The sequence below is a fragment of the Microbispora sitophila genome (genome assembly GCF_014892245.1).
Taxonomy (GTDB): domain Bacteria; phylum Actinomycetota; class Actinomycetes; order Streptosporangiales; family Streptosporangiaceae; genus Microbispora; species Microbispora siamensis.
Genome location: NZ_JADBGC010000021.1, coordinates 39438 through 59681, shown reverse-complemented (window position 1 = coordinate 59681; position 20244 = coordinate 39438). Strand labels below are relative to the sequence as shown.

General features: G+C 70.7%; 19 protein-coding genes. 16 read left to right on the top strand and 3 right to left on the bottom strand.

Annotation, left to right across the window (positions count from 1 at the left end; translation table 11 throughout):
• Nucleotides 1-2: 2 nt before the first annotated feature.
• The 12 genes from IL992_RS32525 to IL992_RS32470 all read left to right on the top strand — a co-directional run bounded on the left by IL992_RS32525 (nt 3) and on the right by IL992_RS32470 (nt 12323).
• Nucleotides 3-428 (top strand): MarR family winged helix-turn-helix transcriptional regulator, encoded by a 426-nt coding sequence (locus IL992_RS32525; RefSeq protein ID WP_193207151.1) that lies wholly within the window; start codon nt 3-5, stop codon nt 426-428.
• A 278-nt stretch (nt 429-706) separates the two neighbouring features.
• The gene (gene pdxT / locus IL992_RS32520) at nt 707-1297 is read left to right on the top strand and encodes a pyridoxal 5'-phosphate synthase glutaminase subunit PdxT (RefSeq protein ID WP_193207150.1); all 591 of its coding nucleotides are present in this window, start codon (nt 707-709) and stop codon (nt 1295-1297) included.
• Between the two features lie 3 nt (nt 1298-1300).
• Nucleotides 1301-2053: a YebC/PmpR family DNA-binding transcriptional regulator gene (locus IL992_RS32515; RefSeq protein ID WP_079316516.1), complete on the top strand. Its 753-nt coding sequence runs from the start codon at nt 1301-1303 to the stop codon at nt 2051-2053.
• A 70-nt stretch (nt 2054-2123) separates the two neighbouring features.
• Complete coding sequence (locus IL992_RS48585; RefSeq protein ID WP_193207149.1) at nt 2124-3296, top strand: GNAT family N-acetyltransferase; 1173 nt, start codon at nt 2124-2126, stop codon at nt 3294-3296.
• Nucleotides 3297-3417: 121 nt separating this feature from the next.
• Nucleotides 3418-4020: a crossover junction endodeoxyribonuclease RuvC gene (gene ruvC / locus IL992_RS32505; RefSeq protein ID WP_193207233.1), complete on the top strand. Its 603-nt coding sequence runs from the start codon at nt 3418-3420 to the stop codon at nt 4018-4020.
• Entirely contained in the window at nt 4017-4637 is a 621-nt protein-coding gene (gene ruvA / locus IL992_RS32500; RefSeq protein WP_193207148.1) for a Holliday junction branch migration protein RuvA, read from the top strand. Before ruvC ends, ruvA begins: the two co-directional genes overlap by 4 nt.
• Nucleotides 4638-4749: 112 nt before the next feature.
• Nucleotides 4750-5799 (top strand): Holliday junction branch migration DNA helicase RuvB, encoded by a 1050-nt coding sequence (gene ruvB / locus IL992_RS32495; protein WP_193207147.1) that lies wholly within the window; start codon nt 4750-4752, stop codon nt 5797-5799.
• Between the two features lie 243 nt (nt 5800-6042).
• Nucleotides 6043-6399 (top strand): preprotein translocase subunit YajC, encoded by a 357-nt coding sequence (gene yajC, locus IL992_RS32490; protein WP_193207146.1) that lies wholly within the window; start codon nt 6043-6045, stop codon nt 6397-6399.
• A 41-nt stretch (nt 6400-6440) separates the two neighbouring features.
• On the top strand, nt 6441-8231 hold the full coding sequence (gene secD / locus IL992_RS32485; protein ID WP_319018969.1) for a protein translocase subunit SecD: 1791 nt from the start codon (nt 6441-6443) through the stop codon (nt 8229-8231).
• On the top strand, nt 8231-9271 hold the full coding sequence (secF, locus tag IL992_RS32480) for a protein translocase subunit SecF (protein ID WP_193207145.1): 1041 nt from the start codon (nt 8231-8233) through the stop codon (nt 9269-9271). The genes secD and secF overlap by 1 nt, the downstream gene beginning before the upstream one ends.
• A gap of 84 nt (nt 9272-9355) precedes the next feature.
• On the top strand, nt 9356-9862 hold the full coding sequence (locus IL992_RS32475) for an adenine phosphoribosyltransferase (RefSeq protein WP_193207144.1): 507 nt from the start codon (nt 9356-9358) through the stop codon (nt 9860-9862).
• A 280-nt stretch (nt 9863-10142) separates the two neighbouring features.
• Nucleotides 10143-12323, top strand: coding sequence for a RelA/SpoT family protein (locus IL992_RS32470; RefSeq protein ID WP_193207231.1), 2181 nt, complete (start codon nt 10143-10145; stop codon nt 12321-12323).
• 146 nt (nt 12324-12469) lie between these two features.
• On the opposite strand, the gene IL992_RS32465 is transcribed toward IL992_RS32470, so the two are convergent.
• Together IL992_RS32465 and IL992_RS32460 are read right to left on the bottom strand one after the other, a co-directional pair.
• Complete coding sequence (locus tag IL992_RS32465; RefSeq protein WP_193207143.1) at nt 12470-13699, bottom strand: DUF349 domain-containing protein; 1230 nt, start codon at nt 13697-13699, stop codon at nt 12470-12472.
• 59 nt (nt 13700-13758) lie between these two features.
• Nucleotides 13759-14607 carry a peptidylprolyl isomerase gene (locus IL992_RS32460; protein ID WP_193207142.1) on the bottom strand — a complete coding sequence of 283 codons (849 nt, stop codon included), beginning with the start codon at nt 14605-14607 and terminating at the stop codon, nt 13759-13761.
• 268 nt (nt 14608-14875) lie between these two features.
• Here IL992_RS32460 and IL992_RS32455 point away from each other — a divergent pair, with 268 nt between their 5' ends.
• The 3 genes from IL992_RS32455 to aspS are packed head-to-tail and all read left to right on the top strand — an operon-like array spanning nt 14876 to nt 18572.
• Nucleotides 14876-15559, top strand: coding sequence for an MBL fold metallo-hydrolase (locus IL992_RS32455; protein WP_193207230.1), 684 nt, complete (start codon nt 14876-14878; stop codon nt 15557-15559).
• Nucleotides 15559-16815 (top strand): histidine--tRNA ligase, encoded by a 1257-nt coding sequence (hisS, locus tag IL992_RS32450; protein WP_139575019.1) that lies wholly within the window; start codon nt 15559-15561, stop codon nt 16813-16815. Before IL992_RS32455 ends, hisS begins: the two co-directional genes overlap by 1 nt.
• Nucleotides 16812-18572, top strand: coding sequence for an aspartate--tRNA ligase (gene aspS, locus IL992_RS32445; protein ID WP_079316526.1), 1761 nt, complete (start codon nt 16812-16814; stop codon nt 18570-18572). The genes hisS and aspS overlap by 4 nt, the downstream gene beginning before the upstream one ends.
• A gap of 61 nt (nt 18573-18633) precedes the next feature.
• Here aspS and IL992_RS32440 read toward each other — a convergent pair whose 3' ends face one another.
• The gene (locus tag IL992_RS32440) at nt 18634-19515 is read right to left on the bottom strand and encodes a peptidylprolyl isomerase (RefSeq protein WP_319018968.1); all 882 of its coding nucleotides are present in this window, start codon (nt 19513-19515) and stop codon (nt 18634-18636) included.
• Nucleotides 19516-19769: 254 nt separating this feature from the next.
• Here IL992_RS32440 and IL992_RS32435 point away from each other — a divergent pair, with 254 nt between their 5' ends.
• Nucleotides 19770-20237 carry a DUF2231 domain-containing protein gene (locus IL992_RS32435; RefSeq protein WP_193207140.1) on the top strand — a complete coding sequence of 156 codons (468 nt, stop codon included), beginning with the start codon at nt 19770-19772 and terminating at the stop codon, nt 20235-20237.
• Nucleotides 20238-20244 lie beyond the last annotated feature (7 nt).

The following is a 20244-nucleotide window of genomic DNA, read 5'->3' as shown; positions in this document are numbered from 1 at the left end:
CTATGACGACCGACGACACCGGGCGGCTCGCCGAGAATCTGTCGCGCGAACTGCGCCACATCGTGATGCTGCTGCGCCGTACGACGGCGGGGCAGCCGGTCACCGCCCAGCAGTACTCCGTGCTCGGCTCCCTGGAGGACGGCGCGCGCCGGATGACCGAGCTGGCCGAGGAGCACGGCGTGCAGCTCCCGACGATGAGCGTGCAGGTCAACCGCCTGGAGGAGGCCGGTCTCGTCGCGCGGGGCACCGACGCCTCCGACGCGCGGGTGCGCACCGTCGAGCTGACCGGCGAGGGTCGCGACCGTCTCGGGGCCGTACGGCAGGCCAGGATCGCCTACCTGTCCGGCCGGCTGGACGAGCTGACCGCCGAGGAACGCTCGGCCATCGCCCGTGCCCTCCCCGCCCTGGCCAAGCTGGGTCGTGTCTGACAAATCATGGCCCTGCTGCGCATGGCCCAGGCGGCGCCTCGCTGCGTTGTCGCCCCACCCGTGAAAATCCCTCGCAGGCTCGGGATTTCCGCGGGGCCCGGGGAAGACGCCCATAGCTCCGCTATGGCCTCCTCCTCCGCCTTGCGACGCATCCACCTGGATCCACGCTCGCGACGGGCAGCCTTTGTCAGACACTCCCGGGTCGCTCCTGATTTATCGTTTTGGGCGCGCAAGACCGCGGCCATACCCTGAACAGGGTCACCACAGGAAGGGAAACCGTGACGTCCGCACCCAAGATCGGCGTGCTCGCCCTGCAGGGCGACGTGCGCGAGCACATCCGCGCCCTGGAGGAGTCGGGCGCGACCGCCACGCCGGTGCGCAGGCAGGAGGAGCTCGCCGCGGTGGACGCGCTGGTCGTCCCGGGCGGGGAGTCGACCACGATGTGGAAGCTCGCCACCACCTTCGAGCTGCTCGAACCGCTGCGGCTGCGGATCAAGGAGGGCATGCCCGCCTACGGCTCGTGCGCCGGGATGATCATGCTGGCCGACCGTATCGAGGGCGGCATCGAGGGCCAGGAGACGCTGGGCGGCATCGACATGGTGGTCCGGCGCAACGCCTTCGGCCGCCAGGTCGACTCGTTCGAGGGAGATCTCGACTTCGCCGGGCGCGGAACGATCAGGGCCGTCTTCATCCGCGCCCCCTGGGTCGAGTCCGTGGGGCCCGACGTGGAGGTGCTGGGCCGCACCGAAGCTGGGGATAGGATCGTCGCGGTCCGACAGGGACCGTTGCTCGCGACGTCCTTCCACCCGGAGCTGACCGGCGACGCGCGGGTGCACTCGTATTTTGTCGAAATGGTGAGGGAGCTCTAGGCGATGTCCGGCCACTCCAAATGGGCGACGACGAAGCACAAGAAGGCGGCGCTGGACTCCAAGCGCGGCAAGCTTTTCGCCAAGCTCATCAAGAACATCGAGGTCGCGGCCAGGACCGGCGGGCCCGACCCGGACGGCAACCCCACGCTGTTCGACGCCATCACCAAGGCCAGGAAGAACTCGGTCCCGATCGACAACATCGAGCGGGCCCGCAAGCGCGGCGGCGGCCTCGAGGCCGGCGGCGCCGACTGGCAGACGATCATGTACGAGGGCTACGCCCCGGGCGGCGTCGCGGTCCTCATCGAGTGCCTCACCGACAACCGCAACCGCGCGGCGTCCGAGGTGCGCGTGGCGCTGACCCGCAACGGCGGTTCGCTCGCCGACCCCGGCTCGGTGTCGTACATGTTCAACCGCAAGGGCGTCGTGATCGTCCCCAAGGGGTCGCTGACCGAGGACGACGTGCTCATGGCCGTCCTCGACGCGGGGGCCGAGGAGGTCAACGACCTCGGCGAGAACTTCGAGGTGGTCTGCGAGGCCTCCGACCTGATCCCCGTGCGCAAGGCGCTGCAGGACGCGGGCATCGACTACGAGTCGGCCGAGATGAGCTTCGTCCCCACGCTCAACGTCCCCCTCGACGAGGAGGGCGCCCGCAAGGTCTTCAAGCTCATCGACGCGCTCGAGGACAGCGACGACGTGCAGAACGTCTGGGCGAACTTCGACGTGAGCGACGAGGTCATGGAGAAGGTCGAGGCCTGACTCCGGAGCCGGGCAGGGGGGCGGAAAACCGGTGGCACAGGCCGCCGGGGCCCGCATAGCTTGGCCGGTTGTGGAAATCCGTCATCTCACGAGCGACGACCTGGACGCCGTCCTCGACAACCGCAGGCGCGCCTTCGGCCCCTTGTCCGGCGGCGCCGCCGAGACCTGGCGCAAGCTCGTCTCCCCGATGCTGCCCGAAGGCCGTTTCCTGGGCGCCTTCGACGGCTCCCGTCTCCTCGGCGCGGCCAGGGTCAACCCGTACGTCCAGTGGTGGCACGGCCGCCCGCTGTCCATGGGCGGCGTGGCGAGCGTGACGGTGGCGCCGGAGGACCGCGGCAGGGGAGTGGGCCGGGCGCTCATGGACGCGGTGATCGAGCGCTGCGCGGAGCTCGGCCACGCGGTCTCCGCGCTCTACCCGGCCACCACGCCGCTGTACCGGAGCGCGGGCTACGAGCACGCCGGCGTGCTCCAGCGGATCACCCTGCCCTCCGAGGCGCTGCGCACGCTGGACGGCCCCGGCGGCGCGGCCGGCGCGGTCAAGCTGCGCCGGATGGGTCCCGCCGACGCGGCCGAGCTCGTGGCCCTGATCGGCAGGCTGCACGCCGCCACGCGCGCGAGCGGGCCGCTGTGCTTCGACGAGCGGACCTGGCGGCTGTGGCTGGAGGACGACGACGACTTCTGCTACCTGGCCGAGGACGGGTTCGTCGTCTACCGGTGGAGCGACGGGAACATCGAGGTCGACAACCTGCTGGCGGGGTCGGAGGCGACGGCCCGGGCCCTGTGGTCGATGGTCGGCAGCGCCTCGTCCGTCGCGAGGTCGGTGACCGCCTGCGCCGACCCGGCCGACCCGGTGCTCTGGATGCTGCGGGAGCGGTCGAAGGACGAGGTCACCCAGACCCGGTGGATGTTCCGGCTGATCGACCTGCCCGCCGCGGTCGAGGGGCGCGGCTTCCCCGCCGGGGTCCGCGTCGAGACCCCCGTCGAGGTGACCGACTCCCGGCGCCCGGGCAACGCGGGCGACTGGCTGCTGCGGGTGGACGGCGGCTCCGGCTCCGTGACCCGGCGGGACGCGCCTTCCGGGGACGCGACGCGGCTCACGATCGGCGGGATGTCCGCGCTGTTCGCCGGCGTGCCCACGGCCACGCTCCGCCGTGCCGGCCTGCTGACCGGCGGCTCTCCCGACGCCGACGACGCGCTGGACGCCGCGTTCGGCTGCACCGCGTACATGATCGACTACTTCTGACGCACCCGCGCGGCCGCTGATCGCGATAGAGTGACCGACCGAACAGATGTTCGGCGCAGTGGCGGCCGCGCGGTGGCCGCGCCGCCGGGATCAGGGAGGCGTGCCGGTGCGGTTGCCCCAACTGCGGGTGATGGGCGTGGACCCGGGGCTGACGCGGTGCGGTCTCGGCGCCGTGGAGGGCCGTCCGGGCGCGCCGCTGAGCCTGCTGTCGGTCGGGGTGGTCCGCACCCCGGCCGACGACGACATCGGGTCCCGGCTGGTCGTCATCGAGGCGGAGATCGAGCGCTGGCTCGACGAGATCAGGCCCGACGCGGTCGCCGTCGAACGGGTCTTCGCCCAGCACAACGTCCGTACGGTCATGGGGACGGCCCAGGCGTCGGCCGTCGCGATCGTCTGCGCCGCCCGGCGGGGGCTGCCGGTCGCGCTGCACACGCCGAGCGAGGTCAAGGCCGCCATCACGGGCAACGGCAACGCCGACAAGAAGCAGGTCGGCACGATGGTCACCCGGCTGCTGCGGCTCGACGCCATGCCCAAGCCCGCGGACGCGGCCGACGCGCTCGCCCTCGCCATCTGTCACGTCTGGCGCGGCGGCGTGCAGCACCGCCTAGCCGACGCCCTGGCCCGGGCCCGTTCCGGGGGTGCGGGCCCCGCGAGCTCTGGTAGGACTGTGAGGCCCGGCGAAGTCGCGGCCGGGCGTCCGGACCGGGGAGGGAACACGCGGTGATCGCATCCGTTGCGGGGCAGGTGGCGGCGATCGGGGCCGACAGCGCCGTGGTCGAGGTGGGCGGCGTCGGGATGCTCGTCCACTGCACCCCGGGCACCCTGGCCGGGCTGCGGGTCGGCGAACCCGCCCGGCTGTCCACCTCGCTCGTGGTCCGCGAGGATTCGCTCACGCTGTACGGCTTCGCCTCCGACGACGAGCGCACGGTCTTCGAACTGCTCCAGACGGCCAGCGGGGTCGGGCCGCGCCTGGCCCTGGCCATGCTCGCGGTCCACGCGCCCAACGCGCTGCGGGTCGCGGTGGCGAGCGCCGACATCAAGGCCCTGACGATGGTGCCTGGCATCGGCCAGAAGGGCGCGCAGCGCATCGTGCTTGAACTCAAGGACAAGCTCGGCGCCCCGGCGGCGGCCGTCGACGCCGCGCTGAACGGCGCGGCGGCGGCGCCCGTCTGGCGCGACCAGGTCCACGCGGGACTGGTCGGGCTCGGCTACTCGTCCAGGGACGCCGACGAGGCGCTCGCGGCGGTCACCGCGGAGGCCGAGGCGGAGGTCGCGGCCGGCCGCAGCCCCCAGGTGGCGTCGCTGCTCAAGTCCGCCCTGCGGGCGCTGAGCGTGCGGTGACCTCGTGACGGGCCGCGCCTCGCCCCGTGCGGGGCGCGCGGCGGGCTGATGGTTCGATGAAATTTTCACCGGGAAGCGGACGGGTCCCGGCAGGCCGAGCGGATGGTGTCGAGTGAGCTTCGAGCGGGATCTCGTGTCGCCGGAACCCGAGGGCGACGAGCGGGCGATCGAGGCCGCGCTGCGTCCCCGGCGCCTGGACGAGTTCATCGGCCAGGGCCGGGTGCGCGAGCAGCTGTCGCTGGTGCTGGAGAGCGCCCTGCGCCGCAACCGCCCGCCCGACCACGTCCTGATGAGCGGCGGCCCCGGGCTCGGCAAGACGACGCTCGCGATGATCATCGCCTCGGAGCTCGGCGCGCCGCTGCGGATGACCTCGGGCCCGGCGCTGGAGCGCGCGGGCGATCTCGCCGCGATCCTGTCCACGCTGACCGAGGGCGAGGTCCTGTTCATCGACGAGATCCACCGCATGGCCCGCCCGGCCGAGGAGATGCTCTACCTCGCCATGGAGGACTTCCGGGTGGACATCGTCGTCGGCAAGGGCCCAGGCGCCACCTCGATCCCCCTCGACATCGCCCCGTTCACGCTGGTCGGGGCCACCACCCGGGCGGGGCTGCTGCCCGCGCCGCTGCGCGACAGGTTCGGCTTCACCGCCCACATGGACTTCTACGAGGTCGCCGAGCTCGAGCAGGTGCTGCGGCGCTCCGCGCGGCTGCTGTCGGTGGAGTTGCCGGACGAGGGCGCCCACGAGATCGCTCGCCGCTCGCGCGGCACGCCTCGCATCGCCAACCGCCTGCTCCGGCGGGTGCGCGACTTCGCCGAGGTCCGCGCGGAGGGCGTGATCACCCGTGAGATCGCGGCGGCGGCGCTCAACCTGTACGAGGTCGACGCCGAGGGGCTGGACCGGCTCGACCGTGCCGTGCTCGACGCGCTGCTGCGCAAGTTCGGCGGCGGCCCGGTGGGCCTGTCGACGCTCGCCGTGGCCGTGGGGGAGGAGCCGGAGACCGTCGAGGTCGTGGCCGAGCCCTTCTTGGTGCGGCAGGGGCTGCTGGCCCGCACCCCGAGGGGCCGCGTCGCCACCGCCGCCGCCTGGGCGCATCTCGGCCTGACTCCGCCTCCTGACGCGGTCGGCTCGGTGGCGGTGCCGACGCTCTTCGACGGGTCCTGAGTGCCGGCCGCGGCAGCTGGAAGCGGAAACTGGGGCAAAGAGGTAACAGACCGATTGCGAAGCCCATGAAACGGGAACTTTCCTGCCCGCCGGGCCGTGGGTTCGTTGCCGGGCTTCAGCGGGCTCGCATACACTGCGTGGCTTGACTGGCCGCACACGCGAGAAGTCGCGGTGGCCCGCGTGTGAAGCGCACAAGACCTCCGGCGTCAGGCCGGTTCATCACGTTACGGAAGGGTGGCCCCCGTGGGTAACAACCCGCTTGGGACGTTCCTGCCACTGATCTTGCTGGTAGTGGTTTTCTACTTCCTCCTGATCCGCCCCCAGCGCAAGCGGCAGCAGGAGCAGATCCAGATGCAGAACTCTCTCACCCCGGGCGTCCGGGTCATGACCACGACAGGCCTGTTCGCGACGGTCGTCGCACTCCAGGACGACGACGTCGTACTGGAGGTGGCCCCCGGCGTCGAGACCCGCTGGGTCAAGGCGGCGATCGGCCGGGTGCTCACTCCCGTGGACGAGGTGACGGACGGGGAGGCCGAAGAGACCGTGACGGATGGTCCCGACACGGGGAACGGTGACGATACAAGCACCAAGCAGTCCTGAGTAGGCTGATCACAACCTTTCGACGAAAGAACTGACCTCCAGTGGCCCCACCGACCAGTAGCCAGAGCAAGCCTGGACGCACGCTCCTGCTGCTCCTTGCGCTCATCCTCGTCATGGGCGCGACGGTCGCCCTCCAGAAGGCGTTCGTCCCCAAGTTCGGCCTCGACCTCGCGGGCGGCACGACCGTGACGCTCACGCCGGTCACGGCGAACGGGAAGTCGCCGTCGCAGGAGAGCCTCGACCGAGCCGTGACCATCATCCGGCAGCGCGTCAACGGCACCGGCATCTCCGACGCCCAGGTCGCGAAGTCGAACGACAACATCGTGATCCAGATCCCGGGCGCGGGCCGGGACGAGGCGCTCCGCCTGGTGTCGACCACGGCCGAACTGCGCATGCGGCAGGTGCTCGCGGTGGCCGCCGCCAAGGCGCCGCCGGCTCAGGTGCCCACCGCGGCTCCCACGCCGAGCGGGTCGGCGGCGGCGACGCCCGCGGCCACGTCGAAGGAGTCCACGCCGGCCAGGGAGAGCGCGGCGCCGAACGGCAACGCGTCACCCGCCGGCCGTGCCCTGTCGAAGGCGCTGACCGCGCCGTCGCCGGAGCCGAGCACCTCGACGAGGGCCACGACCCACCACAGGGCGGGCGCCGGGACCGCCCGGGGCGCCCGGGCCAAGGCGTCGCCCTCGGCGGCTCCCAGTCCCACGCCGACGGCGAGCCCGGAGGACAACAGCGACCCACTGGCCGGTCAGGACACCAGCGGCATCGACCCGGCGCTGCTCGCCGAGTTCCGCAAGATCGACTGCACCGCGAAGAACCGCGGCCAGGGCGCCATCGACGACCCGAACAAGCAGATCGTCGCCTGCAGCGACGACGGCTCGGCGCGGTACATCCTGGACAAGGCCGCGGTGCAGGGCACCGAGATCAGCGGCGCGCAGGCGGGCACCGACCCCACCACCGGTGAGTGGATCGTCCAGGTCGACTTCAAGTCGAAGGGCGCCACGCTGTTCGCCGACATCACCCGGCGCATCACCAGCCTGCCGGCCCCGCGCAACCAGCTCGCCAACGTGCTGGACGGCGTCGTCATCGTCGCTCCGACGATCGAGGAGGCCATCCCCGGCGGCAGCGCCCGCATCTCCGGCAGCTTCACCCAGAAGACCGCCACCGAGCTGGCCGACCAGCTCAAGTACGGCGCGCTGCCGCTGAAGTTCCAGCAGAGCTCGGTCGTGTCGGTCTCCTCGACCCTCGGCCAGGACCAGCTCAACGGCGGCCTCATCTCCGGTGCGCTCGGCCTGATCGTCGTCATGATCTACCTGCTGCTCTACTACCGCGGCCTGGGGCTCATCGGCATAGCCAGCCTCTGCGTGGCCACCGTGTTCACGTACCTGACGGTCGACGTCCTGAGCCACAACGCCGGCTTCCGGCTCTCGCTGCCGCACATCATCGGTCTGGTGGTCTCGATCGGCATCACCGCGGACTCGTTCATCGTCTACTTCGAACGGATCCGCGACGAGATCAAGGAGGGTCACCGCACGCTGCGCTCGGCGGTGGAGGTGGCCTGGCGACGCGCCCGGCGCACCATCCTGGTCGCCGACGCCGTCATGTTCATCGCCGCGGTGGTGCTCTTCTTCCTCGCGGTCGGCGACGTCGCCGGCTTCGCGTTCGCGATGGGCCTGACGACGCTCGTCGACATCGTGGTGGTGTTCCTGTTCACCAAGCCGCTGATGTCCCTCGTGGCGCGGTTGCGGTTCTTCTCGAAGGGCCACAAGCTGTCCGGACTCGACGCGGAGCGCATGGGCCGCACCAGCCCCGCCGAGCAGACCCTGCAGGAGGCGTGATGCCGGGAGTGATCAGCCGCCTCTACCGCGGCGACATCAACATCGACTTTGTCGGCAAGCGCAAGATCTGGTATGGCCTGTCGGTGTTCCTGCTGGCCGTCTCCATCCTGGGCCTGGCGCTGCACGGGCTGAACCTGGGCGTGGAGTTCCGCGGCGGCTCGGTGTTCGACTTCAAGCGCACCCCCGGCTCCAGCCTCGAACAGGTCCGCGAGACCGTCGCGGACGCCGGAGTCCACCAGGTCATCGTGCAGCAGGCCGGCCCGAACTGGCGGGTCACCACCGAGAGCCTCAAGGGCGACGAGGTGAACAAGGTCCAGCAGACGGTCGCCCAGAAGTACGGCATCCAGGAGGAGCAGGTCAGCTCCCAGGTCATCGGCGCGACCTGGGGTGGCGAGGTCTCCCAGAAGGCCTGGATCGGCCTCGCGGTCTTCATGATCGCGATTATGCTGTACCTGTCGGTGGCCTTCGAGTGGCGGATGGCGCTCGCGGCGATCGTCGCCCTCGTCCACGACCTCGTGATCACCGCGGGCGTCTACGCCTGGTCGGGCTTCGAGGTCACCCCGGCGACCATGCTCGGCTTCCTCACGATCCTCGGTTACTCGTTGTACGACGCGGTCGTCGTCTTCGACATGATCAAGGAGGTCACGGGCAAGCTCGGCACGAGCGCGAAGATGACCTACACGCAGGCCGCCAACAACGCGCTCAGCCACACGCTGATCCGGTCGCTGAACACCTCGCTGGTGGCGATCCTGCCGGTGGCGGCGATCCTGTTCATCGGCACCACGCTGCTCGGCGCCGGCACGCTGAAGGACCTGTCGCTGGCCCTGTTCGTCGGCATGATCGTCGGTACGTACTCGTCCCTGTGCGTGGCGACGCCGATCCTGGTCACGCTCAAGGAGCGGGAGCCCAAGTGGCAGGCGCTGGCCCAGCGGGTGCACGCCAAGCAGGTCTCCGCCGCCAAGGCCGCCGCCAAGGAGCCCGTGTCGGCCGGCTCGCAGAACGTCACCATCACGACCACGGAGAAGCGCAAGAAGCGCTGACCCCGTCTCGTCGCAGGCGCCCCCGGAACCCGTCCGGTTCCGGGGGCGCCTGCGTGTTCCGCGAGCCCGTTAGGCTTGGGCGTCGTGACTGACTGGACGGCTCTCATCAGGGATGTCCCGGACTATCCGAAGCCGGGCATCCTCTTCAAGGACATCACCCCGCTCCTGGCGGACCACGCGGCATTCACGCAGGTCGTGCACGAGCTCGGGGACGGCCTGGCGTTCGACAAGGTGATCGGCATCGAGGCGCGGGGCTTCATCCTCGCCGCGCCGGTGGCCTACCGCAGCGGTGCGGGGTTCGTACCAGTGCGCAAAAAGGGCAAATTGCCCGCCGACACCTACGAGGCGTCCTATGATCTGGAGTACGGCTCCGCGACGATCGAGGTGCACGCCGACGCCTTCGACCCCGGCGACCGGGTCCTGATCGTGGACGACGTCCTCGCCACGGGAGGCACGGCCCGGGCGGCGGTGGAGCTGGTCGGAAGGACGGGCGCGGAGGTCGTGGCCGTGTCCTTCCTGATGGAGCTGTCCTTCCTCTCCGGCCGCGACCGGCTGCCGGGCCTGGACGTCCGCACCCTGCTCACCGTCTGAGCCGCGCGGGCCGGTCAGGGGGGCACGCGGCCGAGAGTGCTGTGGCAGCACGGATACACTGTGGAATCTGGACTCGACGTGAGGAGTCTGTGTGCCCCGTGATGTGGTCGTGCCCGACAGCGCGCGGGTCGATCGCGGAGTGAACTCCCGCGACGCCCCCGAGCCCGTCGCAGACGTGCCCCCCGACGCGGCGCGCGACCCCGCGGCGGTCCCGGAGGACAAGCCGGCGTCGCCGGCCACGCGACGGAGGCTCGCCCGTTTCGGGGGGCAGTGGGGTGCTATGAATCCGGTGTTGGAACCGCTCTTCAAGACGGTCCGTGCCAACCATCCCAAAGCAGACCTGCGGCTGATCGAGCGCGCGTACGACGTTGCCGCCTACCATCACCGCGATCAGAAGCGCAAGAGCGGCGACCCGTACATCACCCACCCGCTCGCGGTGGCGACGATCCTGGCGGAGCTGGGCACGGACGACGAGACGCTGTGCGCCGCCCTGCTGCACGACACCGTCGAGGACACCGCCTACAGCCTCGACGAGTTACGAGCCGACTTCGGCGACAACATCGCGTTGCTCGTCGACGGCGTGACCAAGCTCGACAAGGTGAAGTTCGGCGACGCGGCGCAGGCCGAGACCGTGCGCAAGATGGTCGTCGCGATGTCGCGCGACATCCGCGTGCTGGTGATCAAGCTGGCCGACCGGCTGCACAACATGCGCACCATGCGCTACATGCCCGAGCACAAGCGCCAGCAGAAGTCCCGCGAGACGCTGGAGATCTTCGCGCCGCTGGCCCACCGGCTCGGCATGAACACCATCAAGTGGGAGCTGGAGGACCTCGCGTTCGCCATGCTCTACCCGAAGCGGTACGACGAGATCGCCCGGATGGTGTCGGAGCGCGCGCCGCGCCGCGACCTGTTCCTGCACGAGGTCATCGAGAAGGTCTCCGCCGACCTGCGCGAGGCGAAGATCAAGGCGACCGTGCGCGGCCGGCCCAAGCACTACTACTCGATCTACCAGAAGATGATCGCCAAGGGCGTGGCCTTCGACGACATCTACGACCTGGTGGGCATCCGCGTCCTGGTCGACACGGTCCGCGACTGCTACGCCGCGCTCGGAACGATCCACGCCCAGTGGAAGCCGGTGCCGGGGCGGTTCAAGGACTACATCGCCATGCCCAAGTTCAACATGTACCAGTCGCTCCACACGACGGTCATGGGACCCGAGGGCAAGGCCATCGAACTGCAGATCCGCACGCGGGCCATGCACAACCGCGCCGAGTACGGCGTGGCCGCGCACTGGAAGTACAAGGAGGAGATGACCGGGGCCGGTCCCGGCAAGGTCAAGCAGGTCAACGACATGGCCTGGCTCCGCCAGCTCCTCGACTGGCAGAAGGAGACCTCCGACCCCGGGGAGTTCCTGGAGTCGCTGCGCTTCGACCTGTCGGTCTCGGAGGTGTTCGTCTTCACCCCGCGCGGCCAGGTGATCGCCCTGCCCGAGGGCGCGACCCCGGTCGACTTCGCGTACGCCGTGCACACCGAGGTCGGCCACCGATGTATCGGCGCGCGGGTGAACGGCAGGCTGGTCCCGCTGGAGTCCCGCCTCGGCAACGGCGACACCGTCGAGATCTTCACGTCGAAGTCGCCGGACGCGGGACCGTCGAGGGACTGGCTGAAGTTCGTCAAGAGCGGCCGGGCCCGCAACAAGATCCGCCAGTGGTTCACCAAGGAGCGCCGCGAGACCGCCATCGAGGCGGGCAAGGAGGCGATCGGGCGGGCCATGCGCAAGCAGGGCCTGCCGCTGCAGCGGCTCATGTCCGGCGAGGCGCTGCTGGCCCTGGCCAGGGACCTGCGCTACGCCGACGTCTCGGCCCTGTACGCGGCCGTCGGCGAGGGGCACCTCACCGCACAGTCGGTCGTGGACAAGCTCGTACAGGCCCTGGGCGGCGTCGAGGGGGCCGAGGAGGACATCGCCGAGGCCCAGGTCCCCACGCGGCTCAAGGGCCGTCTGAGGGCCAACTCGAACGCCGGCGTGATGGTCGCGGGCGACCCGGACGTGTGGGTCCGCCTGTCGCGCTGCTGCACCCCGGTGCCGGGGGACGAGATCGTCGGGTTCGTCACGCGGGGGCACGGCGTGTCCGTGCACCGCACCAACTGCCCGAACGTGGAACAGCTCAGCGCCCACCCCGACCGGCTGGTCGAGGTCTCCTGGTCGCCCGGGGACGACTCGGTCTTCCTCGTCGCCATCCAGGTGGAGGCGCTCGACCGGCCCCGCCTGCTGTCGGACGTCACGCGGACCCTGTCCGACCAGCACGTGAACATCCTGTCGGCCTCGGTGACGACCAGCCGCGACCGGGTGGCGATCAGCAAGTTCACCTTCGAGATGGGCGACCCCAAGCACCTCGGCCACGTGCTCAAGGCGGTGCGCACCGTCGCGGGCGTCTACGACGTCTACCGCGTGACCAGCTGACGGCCCGCGGCCGGGGCGCCCGGAACGACGGCCCGGCGGGCCGACGACCGGACGGCCCCTGCCCGGCGGCGCGGCGTCCTCACGAAGCGGCGGACATGCGAATCCCGGCGTGACACGAGGTCACGCCGGGACGCACTCGAAGCGGGTCAGGAGAACTCGGCGAGCGTGCGCTCCGCCTCCTGGAGCCAGGAGCGGCGGGCGGCCAGCGCCTCCTCCGCCTCCTTGACGTCCTTGTCCCGGCCGGCCGTCTGGGCCTTGGCCAGCCGCGTCTCCAGCTGGTCGATGGACCTGCGGAGCTGGTTGACCGTGTCCTGAGCGCGGGCCCTGGCCTCGGGGTTGGAGCGCTTCCACTCGGTCTCCTCGGCCCTGCGGACCGCGTCGTCGACCTTGCGCAGCCCGCCCTCCAGACGATCGCGCTGGTCGCGCGGCACCGGGCCCGCGGCCTCCCAGCGCTCCAGGATGCCCCGCAGCGCCGTGCGGGCGGTCCGCGCGTCGGTGACCGGCAGCAGCTTCTCGGCCTCGGCCAGCAGGGCCTCCTTCACCTCGGCGTTGGCCGCGAAGGAGGCGTCCCGCTCCGCGAACACCGCCGAGCGGGCCTGGAAGAACTGGTCCTGGGCGGCCTTGAAGCGCGTCCACAGCTCGTCCTCGACCTCGCGGGAGGCGCGTCCCGCGGCCTTCCACTGGCGCATCAGCTCCCGGTAGGCCGCCGCGGTGGCGTTCCAGTCCGTCGAGTCCGCCAGCGCCTCCGCCTCGCTCACGATGTGCTCCTTGGTGCCGCGCACCGCGTCGCGCTGCTGGTCGAGCGAGGAGAAGTACGCCTTGCGCCGCTTGGCGAAGGCCGTACGCGCCGTGGACAGCCTCTTCCACAGCGTCGCCTCGGTGGCCCGGTCGACCCGCTCGGCGGCCTTCCACTCGTCGACGAGCTGCCGCAGCCGTTCGCCGCCGGACTTCCAGTGCGTCGTCTCCTCGGCGATGCGCTCGGCCTCGGCGACGATGCGCTCCTTCACCTCGCGCGCGTGCGCCCGGGCCTGGTCGCGCGCCGCCCGCAGCTCCTCGCGCCGCTTGCCGACCAGCTCGGTCAGCGCCGTCAGCCGGTCCTGCAGGGAGCCGAGGTCGCCGACCGCGTGCGCCTCGGTCACCGACTCCCGCAGCTTGGCGATGCTCGCCTCGGCCTGGGCCGGCGCGAGGTCGGTGCCGCGCACCCGCTGCTCCAGGAGCTGCACCTGGCCCGCCAGCTCGTCGAACTTCCGGCGGTAGTAGGCCAGCGCCTCCTCCGGCTCACCGGCCTGCCAGGACCCGACGGCCCGTTCTCCCTCAGCCGTACGCACGTAGACGGTGCCGTCCTCGTCTACCCGGCCCCACGGGTCGGTGCTCACCGTGTCCTCCCGCACTTGAATCAGCCTCCAGGGCTCGATGTGCCCTTGGTTGTATTACGTCAGCTCTTGCTGGTGATTGTCACGTCTTTGATGACCACGGGCTGCTTCGGGGCACCAGTGCCGTCCCCGCCGGCACTGGGGATGACGCCCTTCTTGGCGACCTTGTCCACGATTTCGAGTCCTTTGGTCACCGTACCGAAAGGCGTGTAGTCGGGCGTCAGCCCGGTGTCCCCGAACACGATGAAGAACTGGCTTCCGTTGGTGTTCGGGCCGCTGTTCGCCATCGCGATCACGCCCCGCGTGTACTTCGCGCCCGCCAGGTTCTCGTTGGCGAAGCGGTAGCCGGGGCCGCCCTGGCCGTCGGTCGGGTTCTTGCCGTCGGCCTTGGCCAGCGGGTCGCCGCACTGCAGGATCGGGAAGTCCGTGCCCATCCGGTGGCACTTCGTGTTGTCGAAGTAGTCCTTGGAAGCCAGGAACTTGAACGAGTTGACCGTGCAGGGCGCCTTCTCGCTGTCCAGCCTCGCGACGATGTCGCCGAGGTTGGTCCTGATGGTCATGGTCGCCGGGGCGGTGCTCACCTTCTCCGGCGGCATGCCGACGTTCTTGACCTGGCCGCTGCCCTCGTCGGTGACGTAGCCGCAGGTGCCCTTGGCCGGGTCGTACGGCTTGGGGTCGGCCACGGCGGGCTTGATGCTCGCCGACGGCGACGCGGACGCCGTGGCGCCGCTGTCGTCGCGGCCGAGAAGGGTCGTCGCCGCCACCACGCCGCCGATCACCACCACCACGGCCGCGGTGGTGCCTATGATCGCGGTGCGCCGCGACTTCTGCTCGCGTTCCGCGCGTGCCCGCAGCTGCCGTTCGTAGTGTTCCCGGGCCAGCTGCTTCTGCCGGTCCTTGCCGGTGACCACTTCGACCTCCCGACTTTCCTGTTTCCCATGGTCGTACGCCCGGACGCGATCTCGCCGGCGCGTGCCCGCCACACCCGGGAGGTGCTCCGGGAACGGCGGCCTGTTCTATAGCATCCGGCTCGACTGCTCCAAGAATGACTATTGAGGTGGGCGAATCGTATCGGCTGACGGGTATTGGTTCGCAGCCTGCCGACCCGCACCGGTACCCTTCGGTTACATTCGCTCGCGCAATCCTTGATTGATCCGTAGAGACGCAGAGGCCGCTTCCGTGCTCGTCGCCGGGTTTCCCGCAGGGTCGTTCCAGACCAACTGTTACGTCGTCGCTCCCGCTGCAGGCGAGGAGTGCGTGGTCATCGACCCAGGTCAGGACGCCGTGGAGGATCTCGACGCGCTGCTGCGCGAGCACCGGCTGAAGCCGGTCGCGGTGCTGCTCACCCACGGTCACATCGACCACGTGTGGTCGGTGGCCCCGGTGTGCGGCGCCCGCGACGTGCCCGCGTGGATCCACCCGGAGGACCGCGACCTGCTGTCGGACCCGGCGAAGGGGTTCCCGCCGCAGGCGGGCCAGGTGTTCGGCGGGCTGAAACTTTCCGAGCCGGACGACGTACGGGAGCTGGCCGACGGGGCCGTGCTGTCGCTGGCCGGGCTGGAGCTCACGGTCGAGCACAGGCCGGGCCATACCAGGGGGTCGGTGACGTTCCGGACGCCCGTCGAGGACTCCCAGGTCCTGTTCGCGGGCGACCTGCTGTTCGCCGGCTCCATCGGCCGTACCGACCTGCCCGGCGGCGACTACGCCGCCATCCTGCGCAGCCTCGCCAAGACGCTGACGCTGCCGGACGAGACCACGGTCCTGCCCGGCCACGGACCTCAGACGACCATCGGCCGCGAGCGCGCGACCAACCCCTTCCTCAGGGACGTCGCGCCGCACGCAGGCCCGACCAGGGGATTGTGATGACCTTTCAGGCGCCCAAGGGCACCTTCGACTGGATGCCCCCGCGTTCGGAGTGGGCTCTCGCCGTACGGGACGCCCTGGCCGCGCCGGCCCGCCGCGCCGGTTACGGCTACATCGAGACGCCGGCCTTCGAGGACACGGCGCTGTTCTCGCGCGGCGTCGGCGAGTCGACCGACATCGTGACCAAGGAGATGTACACGTTCACGAGCCGGGGCGGCCAGTCGCTGACGCTGCGCCCCGAGGGCACCGCGAGCGTGATGCGCGCCGTGCTCGAACACGGCCTGTACGGCGGGCCGCTGCCGATCAAGCTCTGGTATTCGGGCAGCTACTTCCGCTACGAGCGGGCCCAGGCGGGGCGCTACCGCCACTTCTCCCAGGTGGGGGCGGAGGCCCTGGGGGCCGAGGACCCGGCGCTCGACGCCGAGCTGATCGTGCTGGCGATGGACGGCTACGCCTCGCTGGGCCTGCGCGGCGTCCGGCTGCTGCTGAACTCGCTGGGCTGCAAGGAGTGCCGCCCGGCCTACCGCGCCGCGCTGCAGGACTTCCTGCGCGGCCTGGACCTCGACGAGCCCACCCGCAACCGGATCGAGATCAACCCGCTGCGGGTGCTCGACGACAAGCGCCCCGAGGTGCGCGCGCAGCTGGAGAACGCGCCGCTGGTCACCGACCACCTGTGCGGGGCCTGCAAGGCCTACCACGAGGAGGTCAGAGGCCTGCTGACGGCCGCCGGCGTGGCGTACGAGGACGACCCCCGGCTCGTGCGCGGCCTGGACTACTACACGCGTACGACCTTCGAGTTCCTGCACGACGGCCTGGGCGCCCAGTCGGCGGTCGGCGGGGGAGGGCGCTACGACGGGCTGAGCGAGCAGATCGGCGGCCCGGCGCTGCCGAGCGTGGGCTGGGCCCTCGGAGTGGACCGCACGGTGCTGGCGATGGAGGCCGAGGGCCTGCTCGCGGAGCGCCCCCGCGGCGTCGAGGTGTTCGCCGTGCCGCTCGGCGAGGAGGCCAGGCGGCGCGTGTTCCCGCTCGTGAGCGAGCTGCGCCGGGCCGGTCTCGCGGTCGACATGGCCTTCGGCGGCCGTGGCGTCAAGGGCGCGATGAAGGCCGCCGACCGCAGCGGCGCGCGCTACGCGCTCATCCTCGGCGACCGAGATATCGAGGCGGGAGCCGTGCAAGTGAAGGACCTGACCACAGCCGACCAGACCGCGGTTCCGCTCGCGGAGGTCGTCGAGTTCTTGAAGGGGAAACTCTCGTGATCCGCACCCACGAGGCAGGCACGCTCCGCAAGGAGCACGCGGGCCAGAAGGTGACGCTGGCCGGATGGGTGGCGCGCCGGCGCGACCACGGCGGCGTGGTCTTCATCGACCTGCGCGACGCCTCCGGCTCGGCCCAGGTGGTCTTCCGCGAGGAGGACCACGCTCACGACCTGCGCGCGGAGTACTGCGTGAAGGTCACAGGCGAGGTACGCCAGCGCCCGGCCGGCAACGAGAACCCCGATCTGCCCACGGGCGAGATCGAGGTCGTCGCCTCCGAGGTGGAGGTGCTGAGCGAGTCGGCGCCGCTGCCGTTCCCGATCGAGGGCAGCTCGGGCGTGTCGGAGGAGGCGCGGCTGAAGTACCGCTACCTCGACATCCGCCGTCAGCGGATCGCCGACGCGCTGCGGATCCGCTCCCAGGCGACCTACCTCGCCAACGAGGTCATGCGCGAGCGCGGTTTCGTCTACGTCGAGACGCCGAACCTGACCCGCTCGACGCCCGAGGGCGCCCGCGACTTCCTGGTGCCCGTACGGCTCCAGCCGGGCAACTGGTACGCCCTGCCGCAGTCGCCGCAGCTGTTCAAGCAGCTCCTCATGGTGTCCGGCCTGGAGCGCTACTACCAGCTCGCCCGCTGCTTCCGCGACGAGGACCTGCGGGCCGACCGGCAGCCCGAGTTCACCCAGATCGACATCGAGATGTCGTTCGTGGACCAGGACGACGTGATCGAGCTGGGCGAGGCGCTCATCGGGCGGATCTGGAAGGAGACGCTCGGCTACGAGCTGCCCACGCCGCTGCCCCGGATGACGTACGCCGAGGCGATGGCGCGGTACGGCTCGGACAAGCCCGACCTGCGCTTCGGCGTCGAGCTGACCGACCTCACGGACTACTTCTCCGGCACCTCGTTCCGCGTCTTCCAGGCGCCGTACGTGGGCGCGGTCGTGATGCCCGGCGGCGCCTCGCAGACCCGCAGGGAGCTCGACGCCTGGCAGGAGTGGGCCAAGTCGCGCGGCGCGCGCGGCCTGGCGTACGTGCTGGTGCAGGAGGACGGCACGCTGGGCGGCCCGGTGGCCAAGAACCTGTCGGAGACCGAGCTGGCCGGCCTCGCCGAGGCCACCGGCGCCAAGCCCGGCGACGCGGTCTTCTTCGCGGCCGGTGCGCGCGCGGCCTCCCGCGACCTGCTCGGCGCGGCCCGCCTGGAGATCGGCCGCCGCTGCGACCTGATCGACGAGTCGCAGTGGTCGTTCCTGTGGATCGTCGACGCCCCGATGTTCGAAGAGGACGGCGAGGGCGGCTGGACCCCGGTCCACCACCCGTTCACCTCGCCGAAGCCGGAGTGGGCCGACACCTTCCAGGACAACCCCGGCGAGGCCCTGGCGTACGCGTACGACATGGTCTGCAACGGCATGGAGATCGGCGGCGGCTCGATCCGTATCCACCGCGCCGAGATGCAGCAGCGCGTGTTCGACGTGCTCGGCATCTCCAAGGAGGAGGCCGAGAGCAAGTTCGGCTGGCTGCTGGAGGCGTTCAAGTACGGCCCGCCGCCGCACGGCGGCATCGCCTACGGCTGGGACCGCGTCTGCATGCTGCTCGCGGGCGGCGAGTCGATCCGGGACGTGATCGCGTTCCCGAAGACGGCGTCCGGCTTCGACCCGCTGAGCGGGGCGCCCACCCCGATCAGCCCGGAACAGCGCAAGGAGGCCGGCGTGGACGCCACGCCGAAGGGCGACAGGCCCGAGCCCGCCGCGCAGCAGAGCTGATCCCGGCACAGGACGGCCCCCGCGACACCGGTCGCGGGGGCCGTCCTGTGTCCGGGGGCGCTCAGACGATGGCCACGTCCTTGATCACGACCTTCTTCTTGGGGGCGTTGGAGCCCTCGCCCCGCACGTCGGCGGTGGGGTCGCCGTTGAACGGGATGATCCCGCCCCTGGCGATCTTGTCGACCACGTTCATGCCCTTGCTCACCACGCCGATCATGGTGAACGCGCCGCCTGCGGCGGTCAGCTGGCTGTTCTCGTCGCTGAAGGAGATGAAGAACTGGCTGCCGTTGGAGTTGGCGTCCTCCGTGTTCTGCGCCAGTCCGACGGTTCCCCGGATGAGCGGCATGCCGCCGAGGTTCTCGTCGTCGAACAGGTAGCCGGGGCCGCCCGAGCCGTCCTCCTTGCGCTTGCCGTTGCCCGTGGCCAGGGGGTCGCCGCACTGCAGCATGCCGAGGCCGACGGTCTCCACCGTGGCGAGGCGGTGGCAGACGGTGTTGTCGTAGAAGTTCTTACTCGCCAGGAACGCGAGCGAGTTCACCGCGCACGGCACGTCCTTCGTGGCCAGGTCGATGACGATCTCACCCTGGTTGGTCGTGATGATCATCTGCTTGGCCAGGATGACCCTCCTGGTCAGCTTTTCGGGCGGGAAACCCACGAACTTCGACGGGGCGCCCGAGTCGTCCTTGCGGTACTTGCAGGTGACCTGACGCAGGCTGGTGGGCTGGGCCGTCGGCGTGGGGCCCGTCAGCTCGGTGTTCGTTACTTTGGGCCCCTCGGAGTCAGAGGGCGAGGCGGAGGCCGAGGGGGTGGCCTTGGCTGTGGTCCCGGCCGAGCCGTCACTGCAGGCCACCAGGCTGCCCGTCAGCGCGAGGAGCCCCAGCCCGGCGCCGAGGGTGCCACGCAGGCGGCGACGGGGGGTGGTCGCGCGCCCGGTCGTGCTCACGCGCGAAGCCGGTTGCTTCTGCCGATCAGTGTCGGTCACCGCTATGCCTTCCCTTTCCCCTTTTGTTACGACTGATGCGTCACTCTATCCGTGATCCCGTCGGCTTCGTGTAAAGCAGACGTCCCAGGGGTATCACGACAGTTTGCGCTCATCTTGCTCTCAGATCCGCCTGGGAACCTCCTGCCGAGCGAATCCGTACAAGGGAGTACGGCTCGCGATCCGCGCCCCGGTTGCCGTCTCAGGAGCGATGCACGATGTTCGACCAGGTCTTCGGACTCCCGGCCCATGCTCTCATCGTCCACGCGGCGGTGATCTTCGCGCCGCTGCTCGCGGTGCTGTCGATCGCGTACGCCGCACTGCCCCGCCTTCGGCACAAGCTCGACTGGGCCCTGGTCGTGACCGCCGTGGTGGCCCTCGGCTCGGTGTTCGCGGCCAAGGAGAGCGGGGAGGCGCTGGAGCACCGGATGTTCCAGGGGCGGCCCTCCGAGGCGATCGAGGTCCACAGCGGCCTCGCGGAGATCCTCGTGCCGGTGACCGCGGTGCTGACCGTCGTGGCCCTGGTGATGGTGTGGCTCACCCGGGCCCGCCGCGCCCCCGAGGGCGCCGGCTCGCGGGCCGGTGTCCTGGTCGTGTCGGCCGCCGCCGTGATCCTCGCCGTGGCCGTCGGCTACTACGCCGTACGGACCGGGCACACGGGCGCGACGGCCGTGTGGGGCCACTGACGGTAGT

Excerpts from the sequence above, each read along its gene's own strand:
- hisS (WP_139575019.1), top strand. The coding sequence starts at position 15,559 with ATGACCTTTCAGGCGCCCAAGGGCACCTTCGACTGGATGCCCCCGCGT.
- secF (WP_193207145.1), top strand. The coding sequence starts at position 8,231 with ATGCCGGGAGTGATCAGCCGCCTCTACCGCGGCGACATCAACATCGAC.
- IL992_RS32435 (WP_193207140.1), top strand. The coding sequence starts at position 19,770 with ATGTTCGACCAGGTCTTCGGACTCCCGGCCCATGCTCTCATCGTCCAC.
- IL992_RS32470 (WP_193207231.1), top strand. The coding sequence starts at position 10,143 with ATGAATCCGGTGTTGGAACCGCTCTTCAAGACGGTCCGTGCCAACCAT.
- IL992_RS32525 (WP_193207151.1), top strand. The coding sequence starts at position 3 with ATGACGACCGACGACACCGGGCGGCTCGCCGAGAATCTGTCGCGCGAA.
- IL992_RS32515 (WP_079316516.1), top strand. The coding sequence starts at position 1,301 with ATGTCCGGCCACTCCAAATGGGCGACGACGAAGCACAAGAAGGCGGCG.